A 22,894-nucleotide genomic window follows, 5' to 3' on the forward strand; every position below is an offset into this window, starting at 1 on the left:
TTATGTACTCCGATTTCCTATTGCGACTGCGAAATCTTCCGCTTATCGTTGCTCAAAATCAATCAGGACGAAGTCCCGGTGTGCACTATATGAATCAAGGGCACATATGAGACTTTGGAGGAGCACAACGATGTCCCCGAATTCCCCTGCGCCCGACGCGCTCGTCGAGCGTCATGCGCGCGCCGGCCGCTCGCTCGTCGCGATCCTGCATGCGATCCAGGACGAGGCCGGCTACGTACCGGCAGGCTGCGTCGCGCCGCTCGCGAAGGCGCTGAATCTGTCGCGTGCCGAAGTGCACGGCGTGCTCACCTACTATCACCACTTCCGCACCGCGCCGCCCGCGCGCGTGACGATCCAGATGTGCCGCGCCGAGGCGTGCCGCAGCATGGGCTGCGAAGCGCTGGCCGCACACGCGGAAGCGCGCACGGGTTGCCGGTTCGACGCCGCGCACGGCGATGGCGCCGACGCGCACGCGCCGGGCGACGTCGCGCTCGAGTCGGTCTACTGCCTCGGGCTGTGCGCACAATCGCCGTCGATGACGGTCAACGGCGTGCTGCACGCAAAGGTCACGCCGGAGAAGTTCGACGCCCTGCTCGCCGACGCGGCCGCCCACACCCCGGAGGCCGCATGACGACCCGCATCTACGTTCCGCGCGATTCGTCCGCGCTGGCGCTCGGCGCCGACGCCCTCGCCGCCGCGATCGTCGCGGAAGCCGAGCGGCGCGGCGTCGCGATCGAACTGATCCGCAACGGTTCACGCGGGCTGCTGTGGCTCGAGCCGCTCGTCGAGGTCGGCACGGCCGCCGGGCGCGTCGGCTACGCGAACCTGTCGGCGGCCGATGTGCCCGCCCTGTTCGACGCAAACTGGCTCGACGGCGGCACGCACCCGAGCGGCGTCGGCCTCGTCGACGCGCTGCCCTATCTCGCGCGCCAGCAGCGCCTCACGTTCGCGCGTATCGGCCTGACCGATCCGCTGTCGATCGACGACTACCTGAAGCATGACGGTCTCGCCGGCCTGAAGAACGCGCTCGCACTCGACGGCGACGCCGCGTGCGAGCAGCTGATCGAATCGGGACTGCGCGGCCGCGGCGGCGCGGCCTTCCCGGCCGGCATCAAGTGGCGCACGGTCCGGCAGGCGCGCGCCGCGCAAAAGTACATCGTCTGCAACGCGGACGAAGGCGATTCGGGCACGTTCTCCGATCGCCTGCTCATGGAATGCGATCCGTACTGCCTGATCGAAGGGATGATCATCGCGGGCATCGCGACGGGCGCGACACTCGGCTACATCTACGTGCGCAGCGAATACCCGCATGCGATCGCGGCACTCGAAACAGCGATCGAGCGCGCTCGCGAAGCCGGCTGGCTCGGCGAACGCGTGCTCGGCTCCGCGCATGCGTTCGACCTGCACGTCGCGAAGGGCGCCGGTTCGTACGTGTGCGGCGAGGAAACGGCGCTGCTCGAATCGCTCGAAGGCAAGCGCGGCGTCGTGCGCGCGAAGCCGCCGCTGCCGGCGCTCGCCGGCCTGTTCGGCCAGCCGACCGTGATCAACAACGTGATCACGCTCGCGACCGCGCCGGTGATCTTCGCGCGCGGCGCCGCGTTCTATCGCGACTACGGGATGGGCCGCTCGCGCGGCACGCTGCCGTTCCAGCTCGCGGGCAACATCCGTCACGGCGGCCTCGTCGAGCTCGCGTTCGGCGTCACGCTGCGCGAGCTGCTGTTCGACTACGGCGGCGGCACGGCCAGCGGCCGGCCCGCGCGCGCCGCCCAGGTCGGCGGCCCGCTCGGCACCTACCTGCCCGAACACCAGTGGGACGTGCCGCTCGACTACGAGGCGTACGCGGCGATCGGCGCGGTGGTCGGCCACGGCGGCATCGTGCTGCACGACGACACGTCGAATCTCGCGGAGCTCGCCGAATACGCGATGAAGTTCTGCGCGATCGAATCGTGCGGCAAGTGCACGCCGTGCCGGATCGGCTCGACGCGCGGCGTCGAGACGATCGCACGGATTCGCGAAGGCGACACGTCGGAGCGCCAGGTCACGCTGCTGCGCGACCTGTGCGACACGATGCTCGCCGGCTCGCTGTGCGCGATGGGCGGGATGACGCCGTATCCGGTGCTGTCCGCGCTCGACCATTTCCCCGAAGATTTCGGGCTCGCCGCCGGCAAGCAAGCCGCGTCGGGTCCGGTCAAGGCTGCGGCCTGACCCAGAAGGAGCCCTGCATGTCCCTCGACACGAACAACGTCCGCCAAGGCGGCTGCGGCTCGGGCCAATGCGCGTGCAAGAGCGCCGCTGAGGCGCGCGTGCGCGATCCGTTCGACGAAACCGACTACGGCACGCCGCAACGGCATGCCGATACCGACGTCACGCTCGAAATCGACGGCCAGCCGGTCACGGTGCCGGCCGGCACGTCGGTAATGCGCGCCGCGATCGAAGCCGGCGTCAACGTGCCCAAGCTCTGCGCGACCGATTCGCTCGAACCGTTCGGCTCGTGCCGTCTGTGCCTGGTCGAAATCGAAGGCCGGCGCGGATATCCGGCATCGTGCACGACGCCCGCCGAAGCCGGGATGAAGGTGCGTACGCAGTCGGACCGGCTGCAGTCGCTGCGCCGCAACGTGATGGAGCTGTACATCTCCGACCATCCGCTCGACTGCCTCACCTGCCCCGCCAACGGCGACTGCGAACTGCAGGACATGGCGGGCGTGGTGGGCTTGCGCGAAGTGCGTTACGGCAACGACTGCGCCAATCACCTGCGCGACCAGAAGGACGAATCGAATCCGTACTTCACGTACGATCCGTCGAAGTGCATCGTCTGCAACCGCTGCGTGCGGGCATGCGAGGAAACGCAAGGCACGTTCGCGCTGACGATCGCCGCACGCGGTTTCGAATCGCGCGTCGCCGCCGGCGAAAGCGAATCGTTCATGGCATCGGAATGCGTATCGTGCGGCGCGTGCGTCGCCGCGTGCCCGACGGCCACCTTGCAGGAAAAGACCGTCGTCCAGCTCGGCCAGGCCGAGCATTCGGTCGTCACGACCTGCGCGTACTGCGGCGTCGGCTGCTCGTTCAAGGCCGAGATGAAGGGCACGCAGGTCGTGCGCATGACGCCGCACAAGAACGGCCTCGCGAACGAAGGCCACGCGTGCGTGAAGGGCCGCTTCGCGTGGGGCTACGCGACGCACAAGGACCGCATCACGAAGCCGATGATCCGCGAGAAGATCACCGACCCGTGGCGCGAAGTCAGCTGGGAAGAGGCGCTCACCTATGCGGCGACGCAGTTCCGCAAGCTGCAGCAGAAGTACGGCCGCGATTCGATCGGCGGCATCACGTCGTCGCGCTGCACGAACGAGGAAACCTACCTCGTGCAGAAGCTCGTTCGCGCCGCGTTCGGCAACAACAACGTCGACACCTGCGCACGCGTGTGCCACTCGCCGACCGGCTATGGCCTGAAGACGACGCTCGGCGAATCGGCCGGCACGCAAACCTTCGCGTCGGTCGGCCAGTCCGACGTGATCGTCGTGATGGGCGCGAACCCGACCGACGGGCACCCGGTGTTCGGCTCGCGCATGAAGCGGCGCATCCGCGAAGGTGCGAAGCTGATCGTGATCGACCCGCGCCGCATCGACGTGGTCGACGGCCCGCACGTGAAGGCCACGCATCACCTGCAGTTGCGCCCGGGCACCAACGTCGCGATCGTCAACGCGCTCGCGCACGTGATCGTCACCGAAGGGCTCGTCGCCGACGCATTCGTCGCCGAACGCTGCGACACGCGCGCGTTCGAGCAATGGCGCGACTTCGTATCGCGCGCCGAGAACTCGCCCGAAGCGACCGCCGACGTAACGGGCGTGCCGGCCGCGCTGGTGCGCGACGCCGCGCGCCTCTATGCGACGGGCGGCAACGCCGCGATCTACTACGGCCTCGGCGTGACCGAACACGCGCAAGGCTCGACGACGGTGATGGGCATCGCGAACCTCGCGATGGCGACCGGCAACATCGGCCGCGAAGGCGTCGGCGTCAATCCGCTGCGCGGCCAGAACAACGTGCAGGGTTCGTGCGACATGGGCTCGTTCCCGCATGAACTGCCCGGCTACCGGCACATCAGCGACGAAGTCGTACGCACGCAGTTCGAACAGGCATGGTCGGCCACGCTGCAGCCGGAACCGGGGCTGCGCATCCCGAACATGTTCGACGCGGCGCTCGACGGCAGCTTCAAGGGGCTCTACTGCCAGGGCGAGGACATCGTCCAGTCGGACCCGAACACGCAGCACGTCGCGGCCGCGCTGTCGTCGATGGAATGCATCGTCGTGCAGGACATCTTCCTGAACGAAACCGCGAAATACGCGCACGTGCTGCTGCCGGGCTCGACGTTCCTCGAGAAGGACGGCACGTTCACGAACGCGGAGCGCCGCATCTCGCGCGTGCGCAAGGTGATGCCGCCGCTCGCGGGCTACGCGGACTGGGAAGTGACGCTGCTGCTGTCGCGGGCGCTCGGCTACGACATGCACTACACGCATCCGTCGGAAATCATGGACGAGATCGCGCAGCTCACGCCGACCTTCTCCGGTGTGTCGTACGAGAAGCTCGATGCGCTCGGCAGCATCCAGTGGCCGTGCAACGAGCAGGCGCCGGACGGCACGCCGACGATGCACATCGACGCGTTCGTGCGCGGCAAGGGCCGGTTCGTGATCACGCAGTTCATTCCGACGCCGGAAAAGGTCACGCAGCGCTATCCGCTGATCCTGACCACGGGTCGCATCCTGTCGCAATACAACGTCGGCGCGCAGACGCGCCGGACCGAGAACGTGCAGTGGCACGAAGAGGACCGTCTCGAGATCCATCCGCACGACGCGGAGGATCGCGGAATCCGGACCGGCGACTGGGTCGGCATCGAATCGCGGGCGGGCCAGACCGTGTTGCGCGCGCTCGTGTCCGACCGCATGCAGCCGGGTGTCGTGTACACGACGTTCCACTTCCCCGAATCGGGCGCGAACGTGATCACGACGGACAGCTCCGACTGGGCGACGAACTGCCCGGAATACAAGGTGACGGCCGTGCAGGTGATGCCGGTCGCGCAGCCGTCGGACTGGCAGCGCGCGTATGCGCGCTTCAACTCGGAGCAGCTCGACCTGCTCGAGCGCCGCGCCGCCACGCCGGCCGCCGTGACGACGGGCAAGTGAGGACGCGATGGACAACGGACACCTGGTCGACATGGCCAACCAGATCGGCGCGTTCTTCGAATCGATGCCCGATCGCGAAGAAGCGCTGACCGGGATCGCCGAGCATATCCGGCGCTTCTGGGAACCGCGGATGCGTCGTGCATTGCTCGCCGCGCTCGACGATCCGTCGAGCGAGGCCGGACAACGCGCGGCGCCGATCGTGCGCGACGCGATCGCCGCGCACCGCGCATCGCTCGTACCGGCCGCGGCCTCCGCCTGAGCGCCCCGCTACGCAGGCACCGACATGCCCGCGAACCAGCTTTCGCAGTGGCGTAGCAGCGCGTTCGCGTCGGTGGCGGTACGGCCGCGCACCGCGATGTAGCCGTCGGGCCGCAGCAGGTAGAACGACGGCCTCGAGCGGCCGTATACCTGCGCAAGCCCATCCGTGCCGTCGCTTTCGGCATCGGCGACGCGCCATGTTCGCACGGCGCCCGGCATGATCCGCTCCAGGCCCTGCACCAGCGCCTGCGCATCCGCGGGCATCGGCGGCACGTCGCCCGTCTCGCCGGCGTCGGCACCTGCCGGTTCCTCGAGCAGCAGCAGCGTAAAGCTCGCCGGGTCGTGCAGGTCGTATAGCCGCGCGGTTCCGGGCGCCCGGCCGAGCGGCCCGTCGACCACGTGCACGAGCGCGTCGGGCGCGCGCTCGCCTGCGCGCGGCCCGCCGTCGAGCACGCGTTCGAGCGTGAGCGGGCTTTTCCGGTATTGCACGCCGAGCTCGCTGACGGTGCGGCGCACCGCGTCGCGCACCGGCCCGAACGACGCCAGCAGCGGCACGACGTGATCGCGCAGCAGCTTCATCGCGCCGTGGTCGGCTTCGACGATCTGCGTGACGAGGCCGGTCTGACGCAATACGTCACGCTCGATCGGGTGGCGCTCGGCGTGATACGTGTCGAGCAGGCGCTCCGGCGTGCCCGCGCCGAGCACGCGCGCGAGCTTCCAGCCGAGATTGAACGCTTCCTGGATGCCCGTGTTCATGCCCTGCGCGCCCGCCGGGCTGTGAACGTGCGCGGCGTCGCCCGCGAAGAATACCCGCCCGTGACGCAGTCGCTCGACCATCCGGCTATGCAGGCGGAAATACGTCGACCACGCGAGATCGCTCGGCGCAATCGACGCACCGACGCGCGCGCGCACGATCGCCTCGCATTCGTCGAGCGACGGGGTCGAGGGCGTGAGTCCGTCGGGCGATGCGTCGCTGCCGGGCGGCCGGTCGGCGACGAGCCGGTAGCGGCCGCCGCCCATCGGAAACAGCCCCGCGATGCCGTCGGGCGTCGTGAACAGATGGATCTCCTCGTCCGGCCAGTCGGGTATCGCCGCGAAATCGGCGAGCAGGAAAGTCTGCTCGAACGCATGCCCGGCGAAGCCCAGGCCAAGCAGGTGGCGCACCGTGCTGTGCGCGCCGTCGGCGGCGATCAGGTACGAGGGCGCGAACGCCTGTTCACGACCGTCGGCATCGCGGATCGTCACGTCGAGCGACGGTCCGCCCGCATCGCATGCGGTGAGCGTGACGCCGCGTTCGACGGTCACGCCGAACCCGGCCAGATGCTCGGCGAGCAGCCGCTCGGTGATGCTCTGGTCGAGAAACAGCAGATACGGATAGCGCGTTTGCAGCGGATCGAAATCGAGCCGCGCGATCACGCGGCCGTCCGCATGCAGCGCGGCCGCATGGGCGCGATGACCCAGCGCGAGAAACGGTTCGACCGCGCGATGCTGCTCCAGCAGTTCGAGCGTGCGTGCCTGGATGCCGATCGCGCGCGAATACGGCGCGGGCACGGCCAGCCGGTCGATGATGCGCACCGGCACGCGGGCGCGCGCGAGACTCATCGCTGCGGCAAGGCCGGTGGGGCCTGCGCCGACGATCAGCACGGGCGGGATATCGAGCAGTGTGTCAGCCATGAGAACCTCGATGACACGCGATTGTGCAAGTCTACGCCGCTCCGCGTGACGGGGCCATATGCCGACCGGCCGATCTGGGGTGCCCGCGCGCAGTGTGGGAAAATACGCGCTTTCCGTCAGTTTTCGCGTCATGGAATCCGCATTCGACCGAGCGTATGCCGCGCACCGCGCGGGCCGCCTCGCCGAGGCCGAGCACGGCTATCGCGCCGCACTTGCCACCCATCCCGCCGACGCCGACGCGCTGCATCTGTTCGGCGTGCTGCGGCATCAGCAGGGCCAGCATGCCGAGGCGGCCGATCTCGTCGGGCGTGCGGTCGAGTTGCGCCCGAACGACGCCGCGCTGCAGCTCAATCTCGGCAACGCGCTGAAGGCACTCGGCCGGCTCGACGAAGCGATCGACCGCTTTCGCAACGCGCTGACGCTCGCGCCCGAATTTCCGCTCGCGCACTACAACCTCGGCAACGCCTATGCGGCACTGCAGCGCCACGAAGATGCGGTCGACGCATTTGCCCGCGCACTTCGGCTCACACCGGACGACGCATCGATCCACAACAACCTCGGCAACGCGCTGAATGCGCTCGGCCGTCACGACGATGCGCTCGCCGCGTTCCATCGCGCGCTCGAGCTGCGGCCCGGGCATGCCGGCGCGCACAACAATCTCGCGATGGCGCTGAACGCGATGGGCCGGGCCGACGACGCGATCGCCCATTTCCAGGCGGCGATCGCCGCACAGCCACGCTTCGTCGCCGCGCATTTCAATCTCGGCAACACGCTCGAGGCGCTCGGCCGTCATGGGGAAGCCGCCGCCGCATTCGAAGCCGCGCTCGCGCTGCACCCGCCGTTTCCGCTCGCCCTCTTCGGGCTCGCGAACGCGCTGTGCGCGCAGGCACGCCACCGCGAAGCGCTGCCCTACTACGAACGCGCGGTCGGTCTCGATCCGTCGTTCAGTCTCGCGTGGTTGAACCTCGGCAACGCGCATCACGCACTCGGCGCGCACGAGATGGCGCTGCGCGCGTTCGACCAGGCGCTGCGCGTCGCCCCCGACCTGAAACTCGCGCAGCTGCACCGCGCCGTCACGCTGCTGACGCTGGGCGACTTCGCCCGCGGCCTGTCCGCGTACGAAACGCGCCACGACACGCCGGGCGCGACGCCGCTCGGCACGCTGCCGCGCTGGCAAGGCGAGCCGATTGCCGCGCGCACGCTGCTGATCCGCGCGGAACAGGGCTTCGGCGACACGCTGCAGTTCGTCCGCTTCGTGCCGCTCGCCCGCGCGCGCTGCGCGCGCGTCGTGCTCGAAGTGCAGCCGGAACTCGTCGCGCTGCTCGCACCGGCCGCGGCACGCTGGCGCGTGACGCTCGTCGCGCAGGGCGCCGCGAAGCCGCCGGCGGCGGACATCGCATGCACGCTGATGAGCCTGCCGTTCCTGCTCGGCCTGCAGCCGGCCGACATCGTCGCGGGCACACGCTACCTCGACGTGCCGGACAGCACGCAGCGGCGCTTTCGCGGCTCGCTGGGCGGCCAGTCGAAGCGCAAGTTCGGCCTTGCGTGGACGGGTCGCCGGCAGGCACAGGAAAACCGCTCGATGCCGTTCGACGCCCTCGCGCCGCTGCTCGCGCTGCCGGACATCGACTGGATCGTGCTGCAGCCGGCGCTCGACGACGACGAACGGGCACGCGTCGACGCGCATCCCCGCATGCATCGCCTCGACGGGCGGCTGAACGACTTCGCCGACACGGCAGCGCTGATCGAACGGCTCGACGGCGTCGTCACGATCGATACGGCGGTCGCGCACCTCGCGGGCGCGCTCGGCAAGCCGCTGTGGATCATGCTGCCGTTCGCATCCGACTGGCGCTGGTTCACCGGCGACGACTGTCCGTGGTATCCGCGAGCGAGGCTCGCCCGCCAGTCCGCACCGGGACAATGGCTCGACGTGGCGGCGGCGGTCGCCGCCGCGCTGCGCGACGCCTGAATACCCGAGCGCAGACAAAAAAAGGGAGCGCGGCGCGCTCCCTTTTTTCAGTCGACGTGATGCGATACAGGCGGCGTCAGGCCGACTTGTACTGGTTGCGCGCTTCGTGCGTGCGATACAACACGAGCGTCGCGATCAATCCGCAGAATGCGGCGACGCTCAGCCACAGCCCCGGTGCCGCCTTGTTGCCGGTCTGGTGGATCAGCAACGTCGAGATCGCCGGCGTGAACCCGCCGATCGTCGTCGCGAGGCTGTACGCGAGCGAGAAGCCGGCCGTGCGCACATCGGCCGGCATCACTTCGGTCAGCGCGACGACCATCGCGCCGTTGTACGAGCCGTACAGGAACGACAGCCACAGCTCGACCGCGAGCAGCCGCAGGAACGACGGATCCGCCACGAGCCACAGCACGGCCGGATAGGCCGACAGCAGCGTGAGCACCGTGAACGCGATCAGCACCGGGCGGCGGCCGATGCGATCCGACAACGCGCCGGACAGCGGCAGCCAGACGAGATTGGACAGGCCGACGCAGACGGTCACGACGAGTGCGTCGAGCGACGACAGGTGCAGCACTTCCTTGCCGAACGTCGGCGTGTATGCGGTGATCATGTAGAACGACACCGTCGTCATGATCACCATCCCCATGCCGGCGATCACGATGCCCCAGTTTTCCAGCATCGAGCGCATGATCTCGCCCATCGTCGGACGGTGACGCTTCGCGAGGAATTCGTCGGTTTCCTTCAGCGAACGACGGATCAGGAACAGGAACGGAACGATCAGGCAACCGATCAGGAACGGAATGCGCCAACCCCACGCGGTCATGTCCTCGGCCGGCAACGCGCGGTTCAGCAGCACGCCGACGAACGCGGCGAACACGACCGCCACCTGCTGGCTGCCCGATTGCCACGACGTATAGAACCCCTTGTGGCCCTTCGTCGCGATCTCCGACAGGTAGACGGACACGCCGCCGAGCTCGACGCCCGCGGAAAAGCCCTGCAGCAGCCGGCCGAGCAGCACGAGCACCGGCGCGAGCACGCCGATCGTCGCGTAACCCGGTATCGAGGCCACCGTGAGCGTGCCGAGCGCCATCAGCCCGAGGGTCAGGATCAGCCCCTTGCGGCGGCCGTGATGGTCGATGTACGCGCCGAGCACGATCGCGCCGACCGGGCGCATCAGGAAGCCCGCGCCGAACACCGACAGCGACAGCATCAGCGACGCGAACGCGTTGCCGCTCGGAAAGTACGTTTTCGCGATGGCCGACGCGTAATACCCGTAGACCATGAAGTCGTACATTTCCAGGAAGTTGCCGCTGACGACCCGGAACACGGTACGGAATTTCGATTCCTGCGCGACGGCGTGTGTGGCTGTGGACATGGCGTTCTCTCGGCTCGGAAGGCGCGACCTGCGCGCCGTGGGGATCCGACGATGCGCGTCGCGCCGGGCCGGCGCGCACGGGCATCGCTGCCAGCCGGCGGCGCCGCGCGCAACGATGCGCATGCCGGCATGGTTGGCGAATGATGACACGCGAAGCCGACAATTGCCTTGTACCGGGCCCGCGTTGCGGACGCCGCGTCCGGCTCGTACGAATCGCCGCGAAAGGCGCATCAAAATCAGATTGATCCGATCGACCGATCGCGATTGCCTGACCACAATGTCACGATTTGCGACGCACTCCGCGCCGCGGCCGGCCACGCGGCCCGCGTCGCACCGCGTACCGCCCTCATGATTCCATCGCCCCTCGTTTCCGTCGAAGGCTCGATCGCCCGCCCTCGCGTCGCGCCGCTCGACGGCGTGCCGCCGTTCGGCCGCGAATGGCGGTTCGGCGCCGCGTCCGGCAGCCGCTCCGACATCCGCTGCGTGGCAACGTTGACGACTTCGTGCATCGACGTCGACGCGCCGCATCGTGCCTGCCGCTGGCAACCGCTGGCCGCCGTACAGCCGTCGTCAGCGGGCGTACCGGCCGTTGCGGCCGGCGCCGCCGGTCGGCATCGGCACATCGCACGTGCCGTTGATCGAGCACACGACCGGCGGGCACGGCATGCCGCCTGCTGGAGCATCGGCGCACTCGCGATCATCGGCGGGCTGATCGTCGCCCACGAACCGTTTCCGGATGTCGCGCGTTCGCCGGTCATGCAAATCGCCGGCGCCGTGCCGGAGCACGCGACGGAATTCACGGGTCGAGTGCGGAACGCCGGGGCCGAGCCGGCCACGGCCATCACGCCGGCACGGCACCACTCGGCGCGGGCCGTTGCCAGTACACCTATCACATCGTCGCAGCCCGCACGCGACGCTGCGCTCGCGCCGTCGCCGCGACTCGCCGACGCCAACGCCGCGCCGGACGTACGACGCGCCGCCACCGCGGCGGCACCGTCGCCGAATCGACCGAACGGCACGCACGCGACAGCCGCGCAAGTCCACCCGACTTCCGCGCCGCAACTCGCCGGCCGCCCGTGGATCACGCACGTCGCCTCGCGCATGCCAACGCCCGGTCGCGCCGGTTCACTGCCGGTTCCGGACACCCGGCACGACCAGCACGCTTCGCTCGACGATCCACTCACGCTGATCGCGATGGCGAACGCGCTGCGCGCCGATCGCCCGGCATGGGCGGCCGACGCGCCCGCCGCAGACTTCGACTGGACGACGCACCTGTCGCACCGCCGCCTGACCGACACACCCACCACGCTCACCCGCTGACGCGCGGGCAATAAAAAGGTTCATCGAGGATTACCGGGGAACGCGGCGCGAATCTTGAGGAAGAAGTATTCGTCGTCGCGGTACCCGTAAGCTCGACGCTTGATGACCTTGATGGTGTTGTTGATGCCTTCAACGATGCTGGTATTGAGCGGATGGCGGCAGCGAGTCACGATGCCGTGCCAGTAGTCCTGCAGACGCTCGGCGAACTTTTGCAGGGCCGCGATCCCACTTTGCTGAGCCTGCTCGAACCATTGTTCCCAAGCCTTTTGCGCCCAGGCCGGCTTTCGGTAGAACCAGAGCCGCTTGAGCTCGTCGCGTAACACGTAGACGCATAACAGCGCCTGATTGGCCGCCAGCAATTCCTTCAGGTGCACGGCCTGATCCGGCTTGAGGTTGTGGCGGTTGCGCAGCAACAGCCAGCGGCTGGACTTCAGAACCTTGCGGGCTGGCTTGTCATGTCGGAGTTGATTGGCCTGATCGACCCGCACCCGATCGATCACTTCGCGGCCATACTTGGCCACCACGTGGTACAGGTCGAAGACGATTTCCGCCTGCGGACACTGTTCCCTGATTTCGAGTTCATAGGCCGTGGTCATGTCGATCGCGACCGCTTCGATACGCTTGGCCGCGCCTTCGGGAAGCTGTTCGAAGAAGGCCCGGGCCGTCTCACGCGAGCGTCCCGGTCCGATCCAGAGTACTTGCCGGCTGATCGGGTCGACCACCACCGTGGCGTAGCGATGACCTTTATGCAGCGCGAACTCGTCCATCGCCAGATAGCGGATCGTTGACCAATCGGGCTCGCTCACGCGCGCCCGCAGGCGCATCTTGTCGATCGATTTGACCGTGTGCCAGCCCAGATCGTAGAAGGCCGCCACCGCCTGTACGCTGGCCGCTTGCAGCAGTTTCTCGCAAGCCTTGGCGAAGCGCTCCGTCACTCGCTGGTAACGGCCCAACCACGCCAGCTTCTCCAGTCGCGGGCCGCCGCAGCGTTCGCACCAGACCCGGCGACGAGGCACATGCAACACCACCCGGTATTCGAATAGCGGCAAGTCACGCACCCGACGAACCGTCGTCTCGTGGATCTGCTGGCAGCGTGCCCCACATTGCTCGCAGTACATGATCTTGCTGACCGGCTTTAAATACAGCGACAGCGTACGGCCTTCGCCTTCCGGCCATTCCACACGCTCCAGCCGGTAACCTGTCCAGCAGCCCAGTGCCTGAAGTGCCTTGCGATCGAGCAATTGCCTCTCCTGACGTCCTTAAAGTCAGGCGTCAGGTTACGCAATCGCTCTCAAACCCTCCACGGTTTCCTGCGATGAACCAATAAAAAACCCGGCGAAGCACGCTGCGCCGGGTTTTCGTTCGTCGACCGGTCCGTCGGGCCGGCCGCTCGTCACTTGTGCGCGGGCAACCCCGTTTCGGCCTGCCGCTCGAGTTGCCGTACCTGCTCCTGCAGATCGCGCAATTGCAGCTGCGCCGCCCGCTTCTCGACCTGCAGCGCCTGCGCCTGTTCGTGCGCCGACTTCTGCCGCTGCGCGACCTCGGCCTGCTGGCTGCGCGCGACGCTCAGGTCGGCCTGCAGTTGCTGCGCACGATTCGCCTGCAGCGCGATCACGCGCTCGAGAAACGCCTTCTGCGCCTGCAGTTCGGTGCGGCGGATTTCGACGTCCGCGAGTTGCGTCGTCTGCTGGACGAAGTTCGCGTACACCATTTCCGCGCGGGTCTTCTCCTGCGACTTGACCACGCGCCACAGATGCTTGTCCTGGAACAGCGCGACGTAATACGTCATCTCGCGCGGATCGAACATCAGGCTCGCGCCGTAGCTCCCGTTGTAGGTGGTGCGCATCTCGACGATTCGCCCGTCGTGCAGCATCTGCGTGAGCTCGGCGACGTTGCCTTGCGCGGTCGCATCCGTCGCGGAGGCGGCGGACGCGTCGGAAGGAGAAGCCGCCTGCGCGGCATCGCCGCGCAGGCTCGTCACCGCGGGGCGCGAGCCCGCGACCGGCGCGGTCGCGTCGACGGACCACGCCGCGCCCGCGTGCACGCAGGCGGCCAGCGCAACGATCCACGTTGCGCACCGTGCAGGGGAAAAATCTCGGAAGGCCAACGTCAGACTCCGGCGAACGAATCGAGAGTCGCGATTATCGTTCAAAACGAAACGGCCGCATCTCGAATTTAACGGGATGCGGCCGGCCTTCCTGCTCGGTACTGCAAACGCCGGCTACAGGCGCGTTTCGCGTGCCGCGCGCAGGAATGCATCGAGCAGCGGCGTGCAGTCGAGCAGTTCGGCGCCGCCCGCGCGATGAAACTCCGGGTGCCATTGCACGCCGACGACGAACGGCGCGCGCCGGTAGCGAATGCCTTCGATGATCCCGTCGCCGGCCGACACGGCCTCGATGTTCAGATCGCGGCCGAGATCGCGGATCGCCTGATGGTGGATCGAGTTCACGATCGCTTCGCTGCGCCCGGGAAACATGCTCGCCAGCGTCGACGAGTCCGGGAAGCGGATCGCGTGGCGATGCTGGTCGTAATGCTCGCTCACGTGCGCGTTCGCGGTCGGTACGTCGGTCGCGATGTCCTGGTACAGCGACCCGCCGAACGCGACGTTGATCAACTGGCAGCCGCGGCACACGCCGAGCACCGGCTTGCCGGACTCGACGAACTCGTGAAACAGCTCGAGCTCGTACATGTCGCGCACGCGATCGCCCGGCCATTCGGGGCGCGCGTCCGACGCCGCGTAGGTTTGCGGCGACACGTCGGCGCCGCCTTGCAGCAGCAGGCCGTCGAGATGCTTCGCGTAGTCGCGCAGGCGGATGTTGCTCGGATGCAGCATGCCCTGGTGACCGACGGTCGGGATCATGAACACGAGCACGTCGCGCGACATCACCCAGTGCGCGATCGATTCCTCGAGATACTGCAGCGTCTTGCCGCGCAGCCCCTTCGCGCCGGGCTCCGGATGGAAGATCCGCGCCGACACGCCGATGCGCAGCGTGCGCTGCGTGATCCGCTGGCCGGCGCGATCGAACATCCGGCGTGCGCGCGCCGCGATGATCCGGCCGAATACCGACCACGGCGTGTCGCTTTGCTTCAGATAAGCCGGCGGCACGTTCTGCGCGCTCGCGGGCGGCGGGCGCGGCGTGTCGAAATCGGGCTGCGCGCCGAAACCGGGCGGCGCTGCACCGGGTTTCGGCGGCGCTGCACTGCCTTCGGCGGCGGCCGTCGTGCCCGCGGCGCCCGGCTCGGACGCCGCCGCGACCGGCGCTGCGCCATTCGCCGCGGCGACCTGCGCAGCGGCAGCCTGCGTGGCGGGCGCCTCCGGCGTGGGCGCCGGACCGGAACGGGGGGAATCGGTGGAAGCGGAAGAAGTGCCGGGCAGACCGGCCGGGGAAGGCGTGTTTTCGCTCATGACGATGGTCTGGTACGTCGCTCGCGCGTATTGGATTGACGAGGATTCATTATGCTTCAGTGCACGATCGCGCGGTAAACCTGCAACATCCTGTCGAAGTTGTTGCAAGTCGTCGCATCCCCCGCCCGGACGTGCCACCGGCCTCCATTCGACGGTATCGACGGTCGTCCGGGCAAGCTGGACATCAGTGATATATCACAATAATATTCACGGATCGTCCACGTTGCCCGATCCGCCCGCGCATGACCGCACCCTGTCCGGCCACCGCGCCCCCGCCTGCATGAACGCCCTGACCGACGCCCTCCACGACCGGCCCGCCGCATCGGCGGTCAGCCTCGCCGACCGCGCGTACGCGCTGATCCAGCGCGACATCATCACGATGCGCCTGAAGCCGGGCGCCGCGCTCAACGAAGCCGACCTCGTGGCCCGCACCGGCATCGGCCGCACGCCCGTCCATCAGGCCGTCCACCGGCTGGTGCTCGAAGGGCTGCTGTCCGTGATGCCGCGCAAGGGGCTGATGGTGCAACCGCTGTCGCTCGACGACATCGCCGCGGTGATCGACGTGCGCCGCATCAACGAAGCGCATTGCGTCGAACTCGCCGCCCGCCACGCAACGCCCGACGATCTCGCGCGCATGGCCGCGCTGCTCGACGACGGCCAGGCCTGCGTCGACTCGCACGACGTCGAGGGCATGATGGAGCTCGACCGCGCGTTTCATCAGACGATCGCCGCGGCGGCACGCAACACGGTGCTCGCGGAAATCCTGCGCGCGCTGCACGAACGCTCGCTGCGCTTCTGGTTCGTCACGCTGTCCGAGCCGCATCACCTGTCCGACGTCCAGCACGAACACCGCGAACTGTTCGAGCGGCTGTCCGCGCGCGACGCCGCCGGCGCACGCACGGCCGTCGAACGCCACATCGATTCGTTTCGCGCCACCCTTGTCCAACACCTTCGCCCCTGAGCCGCCCATGACCACCTTCACGCCCTTCCCTCCGCTCGCCCAGCTCGCCGCCGACCTCGCCGCCGGCCGGACCACGAGCCGCGCGCTCGTCGACGTCGCGCTCGACCGGATCGCCGATCCGGCCGGCCAGGGTGCCGCCGTCTTCACCGAAGTCGACGCCGACAACGCGCGCGCGGCCGCCGACGCGCACGACCGCCTGCGTGCCGCGGGCACCGTGCTGTCGCCGCTCGCGGGCATCCCCGTATCGGTGAAGGATCTGTTCGACGTCGCGGGCCAGGTGACGCGCGCCGGTTCGCGCGTGCTCGACGGGGCGCCGCCCGCCAAGGCCGACGCGGTCGCCGTCGCGCGGCTCAAGCGCGCGGGCGCGGTGCTGGTCGGCCGCACCAACATGAGCGAGTTCGCGTTCTCGGGGCTCGGGCTGAATCCGCACTTCGGCAATCCGCGCTCGCCGTACCACCGCGACGTGCCGGGCGATGCACGGATTTCCGGCGGCTCGTCGTCGGGCGCGGCCGCGTCCGTCGCCGACGGGATGGCCGCCGTCGCGCTCGGCACCGACACCGGCGGCTCGATCCGCATTCCGGCCGCCCTGTGCGGGCTGACCGGCTTCAAGCCGACCGCGAGCCGGATCCCGACGCAAGGCGGCGTGCCGCTGTCGACCACGCTCGACTCGTTCGGCCCGATCGGCCTGACGGTTGCCTGCTGCGCACTCGTCGACCGGATGCTCGCGGGCCTCGAACCGCACGTGCCGGCCGCGCGGCCGCTCGAAGGCGTGCGGCTCGGCGTGCTGACCAATTACGTGACCGACGGCGTCGACGCCGACGTCGCCGCCGCGCTCGACGCATCGCTGAAGCACCTCGAAGCCGCGGGCGCGATCGTCACGGAAGTGCGCTTCTCCGCGCTCGACCGGCTGCCGGACATCAACCGCTTCGGCTTCTCGCCGATCGAGGCGTACGCGTGGCATCGCCCGCTGCTCGCGCAGCACCGCGACCAATACGACCCGCGCGTGCTGTCGCGCATCCTGAAGGGCGAGCCGGCGAGCGCGGCCGACTATCTCGACCTGCTCGCCGCCCGCCACGCGATGCTGGAAGAAGCGGCACACACCGTCTGGTCGCGCTTCGACGCACTCGTCGCGCCGACGGTGCCGGTCGTGCCGCCGCGCATCGCCGAACTCGAAGCGGACGACGCCGCGTTCACGCGCACCAATGCGCTGATCCTGCGCAATCCGAGCGCCTTCAACTTCCTCGACTCGTGCGCGCTGTCGCTGCCGTGCCATCCGCGCGACGCGGCGCCGGTCGGCCTGATGCTCGCGGCCGCGCCGCATCGCGACGACGCGCTGCTCGCGATCGGCCAGGCGGTCGAGGCCGTGCTGAACACGATCCGGTGACCGCCCGCGCGGCATGACGGCGGGCTATGGTCCGGACGAAGCGACGGCGGCCGGGTGCCGCACGCGCGCTGTCAGTTTCGTGCCAGATCGTTCGCGCTAAAATCGCGCGATTGTTTATCGGACCGACCAACGACAGGAATCCCGCCGACATGAACGACTCCACGCTCGCACTCCGCCGTGAACGCCGCCTGCTGATGCTGCTCGGCTGGGTGTGCATCGCCCTGCTGGCCGGCGCACTGTATCTGCAGTACGTGAAGAACGAAGATCCGTGCCCGCTGTGCATCATCCAGCGCTACTTCTTCGCGGCGATCGGGATCTTCGCGTTCCTGGCCGCGGGGATGCGCAACTGGCGCGGCATCTGGGTGCTCGAGCTGCTGATCGCGATCGCCGCGGCCGGCGGCGTCGGCACCGCCGCGCGGCATCTGTCGATCCAGATGAATCCGGGCTTCAGCTGCGGCTTCGACACGCTGCAGCCGATCGTCGACAGCCTGCCGCCCGCCCAGTGGTTCCCCGGCATGTTCAAGGTTGCCGGCCTGTGCGAGACGGTCTACCCGCCGATCTTCGGGATCCTGCTGCCCGGCTGGGCGCTGATCGGCTTCGTCGTGATCCTGATTGCCGTCGCCTCGAGCCTCTGGCGCCATCGCCGCAAGCTGGCGGGCTGACCGGCCGCGCCGCGCGAACCGGCCGACCGGTCGAGGCCACGTGGCCGCTTCGTCCGGCTCGGCCCACGACACCGGCGCGACCCCGATGCGGCCGCACCCTGCCGGCCGCGCGTAAACACCTATCCCCGCCGCCGTCCCGATTCACGGGCGAACGCGCGTCGCGCGACATCCGCGCGCACGCCCCGCCACGCATGCGTTTCGGCCCGACGCCCGCGCGTCGGCGCCCCGATCCCGCGCGGCGGGCCTATGATCGACATGATCGCCGTCTGATAGCCCGGATCACCGCCCGGCAATGTTCCCGCCGCCTTGCGGTGCTATCTTCACGACTGGATGGCGATCTACGTGCGCGAGGCCAGGCGGTCTCACCTCCTGCGTAACGCGCGCCCGATCCGCAATGTCGACTGGATTCATCATGACAACGCAAACCATCCGCATCCGTCACCCTCATGGCGTCCGCACGTTGCGCGGCGTCGTTCGCGCGCGCCTTCGGCGCACGGCCACCGCACTGAACCCGTCGTGCGGCCGGCCCGCCTCGCTCCCGTCCGTCCTCGTTACCGCCGCGCCCGCCAGCCCGCGCCGCGCGTCGTGCCGAATCGTCCGGAACGGAGCGTGCTGATGGAAGCCTGGCTCGGCGATCTGCAGCAACTGCTCGCACACGGCGAAGCGGCCGTGCTCGTGACGGTCGCGCATACCGACGGCTCCGCGCCGCGCGAGGCCGGCACCAAGATGCTCGTCACGCGCGACACGGCCCGCCATACGATCGGCGGCGGTCATCTGGAATGGAAGGCGATCGAGATCGCGCGGCACCTGCTGAAGGACGGCGCGCACGTGCCCCACGCGCGCCGGCTCGAACGGCTCGCGCTCGGCCCGAGCCTCGGCCAGTGCTGCGGGGGCGCGGTCGTGCTCGCGTTCGAGCGGCTCGACGTCGGCGACCTCGGCTGGATCATGTCGCTCGCGAAGCGCGTCGCGGCCGGCGCCGCGACCGTGCGTAGCGTATCATTCGGCCCCTCGCCGGGCGCGCCGCTGCTGAGCGAGCCCGAATCGCCGGCCGCGCGTGCCGATTGCCTGCTGTGGGAAACCGGCGGTGTAGCGTTGATGACCGAAACGATCGCGCCGTATGCGTTCCCCGTCATGCTGTTCGGCGCCGGGCACATCGGCACCGCGCTCGTGAAGGTGCTGGCGACGCTGCCGTGCCACGTGCGCTGGATCGACGGCCCCGATGCGGTGTTCCCGCAGGCCGAGGCACTCGCCGGGATCGGCAACCTCGCGATCGACGCGCTTGCCAGCCCGGCCGATGCCGTCGACACGGCGCCGCCGCACGCGTACTTCGTCGTGATGACGCACGACCACGCACTCGATTTCACGCTGGCCGAGCGCATCCTGCGGCGCGGCGACTATGCATACTTCGGGATGACCGGCTCGCAAACCAAGCGCGCGCAGTTCGATCATCGGCTGGCGGCGATCGGCATCGACCCGGCCCAGGTCGCGCGGATGCGCTGCCCGATCGGCGTCGAAGGCATCATCGACAAGGCACCCGAAGTGATCGCGATCTCGGTGGCCGCGCAGTTGCTGCAGGCCGTCGAGGCGAACGCACCCGTGCAGGCTTCCCCAACATTCTGACCGACCAAGAACAACGCCATGACCCCGACATTCAAGGACAAGATCGCCCGCGCTCCGAAAGCGGAGCTGCACATCCATATCGAAGGCTCGCTCGAGCCCGAACTGATTTTCGCGCTCGCGCAGCGCAACGGCGTGAAGCTCGCGTACGAATCGATCGACGCACTGCGTGCCGCATACGCGTTCACCGACCTGCAGTCGTTCCTCGACATCTATTACGCCGGCGCGAGCGTGCTGCTGACCGAGCAGGATTTCTACGACATGACGGCCGCGTACTGCGAACGCGCGCTCGCCGACAACGTCGTCCACACCGAGCTGTTCTTCGACCCGCAGACGCACACCGAACGCGGCGTGCCGATCGAGACGGTGGTGGCCGGCATCGACCGCGCGCTCGCCGATGCCGAGCAGCGCGGGCTGTCGAGCAAGCTGATCCTGTGTTTCCTGCGCCACCTGCCGGAAGAAGATGCGCTCGCGACGTTCGACGCCGCGCTGCCGCTGTTCGAACGCTATCGCCATCGGCTGATCGGCGTCGGGCTCGACTCGTCCGAACTCGGCCATCCGCCGACGAAGTTCGCGCGCGTGTTCGAGAAGGCGCGCGCGCTCGGGCTGAAGCTCGTCGCGCATGCGGGCGAGGAAGGCCCGCCCGCCTATATCTACGAAGCGCTCGACGTTCTGAAGGTCGACCGGATCGACCACGGCGTGCGCAGCATCGAGGATGCGGCGCTCGTCGAACGCCTCGCGCGCACGCGCACGGCGCTGACCGTATGTCCGCTGTCGAACCTGAAGCTGTGCGTGTTCGACGACATGGCGAAGCACACGCTGAAGGCGCTGCTCGATCGCGGCGTCGCGGTGACGATCAACTCCGACGATCCGGCCTATTTCGGCGGCTACGTCAACGACAACTACTTCGCGACGGTCGACGGGCTGCAGCTGACCGATGCCGAAGTGCACGCGGTGATTCGCAACGGCTTCGAGGCGTCGTTCGTCGACGCCGCGCAGCGCGATGCGCTGATCGCGCGTCTCGATTCGTACTGGCAGGCCGCGTGACGGCCGGCATCGAGGTTCGCTAGACAGATGAAACACCGCAACGACATCCGCTTCGCGACGACCGGCCCGGCGTCGTGCCGCACCGCCGCCTGCGTGCGCCGGCACGCTGGCCGGCATCGCGTCCGTCGTACGCGTGGCGACGGTGTTGTGCGTCGTCGCGCGCCGAAGCCCGCCGCTGCGCGTCGTGCAACGACTGTCGCGGCTCGCGATGCTGCTCGCCGGCGAGCCGGTCGCCGTGATCGCGATCGCCATCGCGATTGCGGCGCTGTCCGCTGTACGTCGGGCCATCGCGGCCACGGCCGCCGCGGTTGCGTGCGCGATCGCACGCGCGCGGCGCCGCCTGCGCGGCTCGCGCATCGCGCGCGCCCGGGCCGCCCCCGCCGCGTCGTCGCCCGCGCGGCACCGACCGTTTTCTTCTGTTCGCCTTACCTTGATGCAGGACCCTTCGTCATGACGCAAACCGCTTTCCGTTCCCAGCTGCTGACCTTCAACGGCGACCCGGCGCAGTCGAGCCAGGCCGCGAACCACGAGACCGACGGCCTCCTGATCGTCGACGACGGCAAGGTCGTCGCAGCCGGCCCGCATGCACGGCTGGCCGCGACGCTCGCGCGCGACGCGGTCGTCCACGACCTGCGCGACAAGCTGATCGTGCCCGGCTTCATCGATACGCACATCCACTATCCGCAGACGGACATGATCGCGTCGCCGGCCCCCGGCCTGCTGCCGTGGCTCGACAAGTACACGTTCCCGACCGAGCGCCAGTTCGGCGATCCGGAACATGCGCGCGAAGTCGCCGACTTCTTCGTCGACGAATTGCTCGCGTGCGGCACGACGAGCGCGCTCGTCTACTGCACCGTGCACAAGCAGTCGGCCGACGCGCTGTTCGCGGCGAGCGATGCACGCGACCTGCGGATGATCGCGGGCAAGGTGCTGATGGATCGCAACTGCCCCGAGTTCCTGCGCGACACCGCGCAGTCGGGCTACGACGACAGCGCCGAGCTGATCGGCCGCTGGCACGGCAAGGGCCGTCAGATGTACGCGCTCACGCCGCGCTTCGCGCCGACCTCCACCGAGGCGCAGCTCGAGGCGTGCAGCGAACTCGCACGCCGCCATCCGGACGTGTTCGTGCAGAGCCACGTCGCGGAAAACGTCGACGAAGTGAAATGGGCGGCCGAGCTGTTCCCGGGCCACCGCAGCTATCTCGACATCTACGATCGTTACGGGCTGCTGCGCCCGCGCGCGGTGTACGGCCACTGCATCCATCTCGACGACGAGGACCGTCGCCGGATGGCCGAGACGCGCACCGTCGTTGCGCACTGCCCGACGTCGAACTTCTTCCTCGGCAGCGGGCTGTTCGACTTCGACAAGGCCGGCGAATACGACGTGCCCGTCACGCTCGCCACCGACGTCGGCGGCGGCACGTCGTTCTCGATGCTGCAGACGATGAACGAGGCGCACAAGGTGGCGCGGCTGTCGGGCCACCACCTGAGCGCGACGCGGATGTTCTGGCTCGCGACGGCCGGCGCCGCGCAGGCGCTCGATCTCGCCGACACGGTCGGCACGCTCGCGCCGCGCACCGAAGCCGACTTCGTCGTGCTCGACCCGCAGGCCACGCCGCTGCTCGCACGCCGCACGAAGCGCGCGGAGTCGCTCGAGGAACTGCTGTTCGCATTCGCGCTGCTCGGCGACGACCGCGCCGTGTACCGCACGTACGCGGCCGGCCGGCTCGTGCACGAGCGCGGTGCCGCACGCCGCGCCGCCGCGTAACCGGCGCACCTGGGCCCCACCCTGCGCCGGCATGCGCTGCGGCGCATGCCGGCGCCGTCGAATTCGCCGCGCGCGGCACGCGCCGTGCTAGAATTCGCCGCTCATTGGGGAGTAGCCGCTCCGCTCGATGTCCCGCGCCCCCGGCGCGCATCGTGACGGAGGCGTCCGTCAACAGACTTGGCCGTTCGGCCATGGCGGGCGCAGCCACCAAGGCCTGGCGAGACCGATGGTTCACTGCGCGCCGCATCAGGGCCCGGCGCGCGGCGGATCGTCGCTCGCACGC

Annotated in this window: 18 protein-coding genes and 1 riboswitch; of the genes, 13 read left to right on the forward strand and 5 right to left on the reverse strand. The window is 68.9% G+C overall.

Translation table 11 applies throughout. From position 1 onward, the window contains the following. Nucleotides 1–130 precede the first annotated feature (130 nt). The 4 genes from PL79_RS26950 to PL79_RS26965 are packed head-to-tail and all read left to right on the forward strand — an operon-like array spanning nt 131 to nt 5,433. On the forward strand, nt 131–631 hold the full coding sequence (locus PL79_RS26950; protein WP_044844848.1) for an NAD(P)H-dependent oxidoreductase subunit E: 501 nt from the start codon (nt 131–133) through the stop codon (nt 629–631). Continuing rightward, nucleotides 628–2,205: a formate dehydrogenase beta subunit gene (locus PL79_RS26955; RefSeq protein WP_044844849.1), complete on the forward strand. Its 1,578-nt coding sequence runs from the start codon at nt 628–630 to the stop codon at nt 2,203–2,205. Before PL79_RS26950 ends, PL79_RS26955 begins: the two co-directional genes overlap by 4 nt. A 17-nt stretch (nt 2,206–2,222) precedes the next feature. Next, nucleotides 2,223–5,174 carry a formate dehydrogenase subunit alpha gene (gene fdhF, locus PL79_RS26960; RefSeq protein WP_044844850.1) on the forward strand — a complete coding sequence of 984 codons (2,952 nt, stop codon included), beginning with the start codon at nt 2,223–2,225 and terminating at the stop codon, nt 5,172–5,174. Nucleotides 5,175–5,181: 7 nt separating this feature from the next. Beyond that, nucleotides 5,182–5,433 carry a formate dehydrogenase subunit delta gene (locus PL79_RS26965; RefSeq protein ID WP_044844851.1) on the forward strand — a complete coding sequence of 84 codons (252 nt, stop codon included), beginning with the start codon at nt 5,182–5,184 and terminating at the stop codon, nt 5,431–5,433. An 8-nt stretch (nt 5,434–5,441) separates the two neighbouring features. Here the strand turns inward: PL79_RS26965 and PL79_RS26970 are convergent, their stop codons facing one another. Next, nucleotides 5,442–7,106 (reverse strand): FAD-dependent monooxygenase, encoded by a 1,665-nt coding sequence (locus PL79_RS26970; protein ID WP_044844852.1) that lies wholly within the window; start codon nt 7,104–7,106, stop codon nt 5,442–5,444. Nucleotides 7,107–7,236: 130 nt separating this feature from the next. On the opposite strand from PL79_RS26970, the gene PL79_RS26975 reads away from it, so the two are divergent. Continuing rightward, on the forward strand, nt 7,237–9,075 hold the full coding sequence (locus PL79_RS26975; RefSeq protein ID WP_442861573.1) for a tetratricopeptide repeat protein: 1,839 nt from the start codon (nt 7,237–7,239) through the stop codon (nt 9,073–9,075). 76 nt (nt 9,076–9,151) lie between these two features. Here the strand turns inward: PL79_RS26975 and PL79_RS26980 are convergent, their stop codons facing one another. Further along, the gene (locus tag PL79_RS26980) at nt 9,152–10,447 is read right to left on the reverse strand and encodes an MFS transporter (RefSeq protein WP_044844854.1); all 1,296 of its coding nucleotides are present in this window, start codon (nt 10,445–10,447) and stop codon (nt 9,152–9,154) included. Nucleotides 10,448–10,615: 168 nt separating this feature from the next. Here PL79_RS26980 and PL79_RS26985 point away from each other — a divergent pair, with 168 nt between their 5' ends. After that, the gene (locus PL79_RS26985; protein ID WP_052664644.1) at nt 10,616–11,767 is read left to right on the forward strand and encodes a hypothetical protein; all 1,152 of its coding nucleotides are present in this window, start codon (nt 10,616–10,618) and stop codon (nt 11,765–11,767) included. A gap of 20 nt (nt 11,768–11,787) precedes the next feature. Here the strand turns inward: PL79_RS26985 and PL79_RS26990 are convergent, their stop codons facing one another. The 3 genes from PL79_RS26990 to PL79_RS27005 form a co-directional block, all read right to left on the reverse strand. Then, a complete protein-coding gene (locus PL79_RS26990) occupies nt 11,788–13,008 on the reverse strand; it encodes an ISL3 family transposase (RefSeq protein ID WP_044844855.1) in 1,221 nt (406 codons plus the stop codon). Nucleotides 13,009–13,160: 152 nt separating this feature from the next. Further along, nucleotides 13,161–13,874: a DUF2968 domain-containing protein gene (locus PL79_RS27000; protein WP_044849225.1), complete on the reverse strand. Its 714-nt coding sequence runs from the start codon at nt 13,872–13,874 to the stop codon at nt 13,161–13,163. A 114-nt stretch (nt 13,875–13,988) separates the two neighbouring features. Next, nucleotides 13,989–15,173 carry a gamma-glutamyl-gamma-aminobutyrate hydrolase family protein gene (locus PL79_RS27005; protein ID WP_044849226.1) on the reverse strand — a complete coding sequence of 395 codons (1,185 nt, stop codon included), beginning with the start codon at nt 15,171–15,173 and terminating at the stop codon, nt 13,989–13,991. A 280-nt stretch (nt 15,174–15,453) separates the two neighbouring features. Between PL79_RS27005 and PL79_RS27010 the strand changes: the two genes are divergently transcribed. The 7 genes from PL79_RS27010 (at nt 15,454) to guaD (ending at nt 22,611) form a co-directional block, all read left to right on the forward strand. Next, complete coding sequence (locus PL79_RS27010; RefSeq protein ID WP_044849232.1) at nt 15,454–16,134, forward strand: GntR family transcriptional regulator; 681 nt, start codon at nt 15,454–15,456, stop codon at nt 16,132–16,134. 7 nt (nt 16,135–16,141) lie between these two features. After that, entirely contained in the window at nt 16,142–17,518 is a 1,377-nt protein-coding gene (locus tag PL79_RS27015; RefSeq protein WP_044849227.1) for an amidase, read from the forward strand. Between the two features lie 149 nt (nt 17,519–17,667). Then, the gene (locus PL79_RS27020; RefSeq protein ID WP_044849228.1) at nt 17,668–18,180 is read left to right on the forward strand and encodes a disulfide bond formation protein B; all 513 of its coding nucleotides are present in this window, start codon (nt 17,668–17,670) and stop codon (nt 18,178–18,180) included. 615 nt (nt 18,181–18,795) lie between these two features. Then, nucleotides 18,796–19,800, forward strand: a complete 1,005-nt coding sequence (xdhC, locus tag PL79_RS27025; RefSeq protein ID WP_044849229.1) for a xanthine dehydrogenase accessory protein XdhC — start codon at nt 18,796–18,798, stop codon at nt 19,798–19,800. A gap of 18 nt (nt 19,801–19,818) precedes the next feature. Then, nucleotides 19,819–20,844 (forward strand): adenosine deaminase, encoded by a 1,026-nt coding sequence (locus PL79_RS27030; protein WP_044849230.1) that lies wholly within the window; start codon nt 19,819–19,821, stop codon nt 20,842–20,844. 133 nt (nt 20,845–20,977) lie between these two features. Further along, a complete protein-coding gene (locus PL79_RS27035; RefSeq protein WP_235879339.1) occupies nt 20,978–21,298 on the forward strand; it encodes a hypothetical protein in 321 nt (106 codons plus the stop codon). Then, nucleotides 21,295–22,611 (forward strand): guanine deaminase, encoded by a 1,317-nt coding sequence (guaD, locus tag PL79_RS27040; RefSeq protein ID WP_044848552.1) that lies wholly within the window; start codon nt 21,295–21,297, stop codon nt 22,609–22,611. Before PL79_RS27035 ends, guaD begins: the two co-directional genes overlap by 4 nt. A gap of 94 nt (nt 22,612–22,705) precedes the next feature. After that, nucleotides 22,706–22,843, forward strand: a riboswitch (yybP-ykoY riboswitch). Nucleotides 22,844–22,894 lie beyond the last annotated feature (51 nt).

The organism is Burkholderia sp. USMB20, assembly GCF_000949135.2.
Classification (GTDB): Bacteria; Pseudomonadota; Gammaproteobacteria; order Burkholderiales; family Burkholderiaceae; genus Burkholderia.

Excerpts from the sequence above, each read along its gene's own strand:
- fdhF (WP_044844850.1), top strand. The coding sequence starts at position 2,223 with ATGTCCCTCGACACGAACAACGTCCGCCAAGGCGGCTGCGGCTCGGGC.
- PL79_RS27005 (WP_044849226.1), bottom strand. The coding sequence starts at position 15,173 with ATGAGCGAAAACACGCCTTCCCCGGCCGGTCTGCCCGGCACTTCTTCC.
- PL79_RS27015 (WP_044849227.1), top strand. The coding sequence starts at position 16,142 with ATGACCACCTTCACGCCCTTCCCTCCGCTCGCCCAGCTCGCCGCCGAC.
- PL79_RS26970 (WP_044844852.1), bottom strand. The coding sequence starts at position 7,106 with ATGGCTGACACACTGCTCGATATCCCGCCCGTGCTGATCGTCGGCGCA.
- PL79_RS26965 (WP_044844851.1), top strand. The coding sequence starts at position 5,182 with ATGGACAACGGACACCTGGTCGACATGGCCAACCAGATCGGCGCGTTC.
- PL79_RS27010 (WP_044849232.1), top strand. The coding sequence starts at position 15,454 with ATGAACGCCCTGACCGACGCCCTCCACGACCGGCCCGCCGCATCGGCG.
- PL79_RS26975 (WP_442861573.1), top strand. The coding sequence starts at position 7,237 with ATGGAATCCGCATTCGACCGAGCGTATGCCGCGCACCGCGCGGGCCGC.
- PL79_RS26950 (WP_044844848.1), top strand. The coding sequence starts at position 131 with ATGTCCCCGAATTCCCCTGCGCCCGACGCGCTCGTCGAGCGTCATGCG.
- guaD (WP_044848552.1), top strand. The coding sequence starts at position 21,295 with ATGACGCAAACCGCTTTCCGTTCCCAGCTGCTGACCTTCAACGGCGAC.
- PL79_RS26955 (WP_044844849.1), top strand. The coding sequence starts at position 628 with ATGACGACCCGCATCTACGTTCCGCGCGATTCGTCCGCGCTGGCGCTC.
- PL79_RS26980 (WP_044844854.1), bottom strand. The coding sequence starts at position 10,447 with ATGTCCACAGCCACACACGCCGTCGCGCAGGAATCGAAATTCCGTACC.
- PL79_RS27020 (WP_044849228.1), top strand. The coding sequence starts at position 17,668 with ATGAACGACTCCACGCTCGCACTCCGCCGTGAACGCCGCCTGCTGATG.
- xdhC (WP_044849229.1), top strand. The coding sequence starts at position 18,796 with ATGGAAGCCTGGCTCGGCGATCTGCAGCAACTGCTCGCACACGGCGAA.
- PL79_RS27030 (WP_044849230.1), top strand. The coding sequence starts at position 19,819 with ATGACCCCGACATTCAAGGACAAGATCGCCCGCGCTCCGAAAGCGGAG.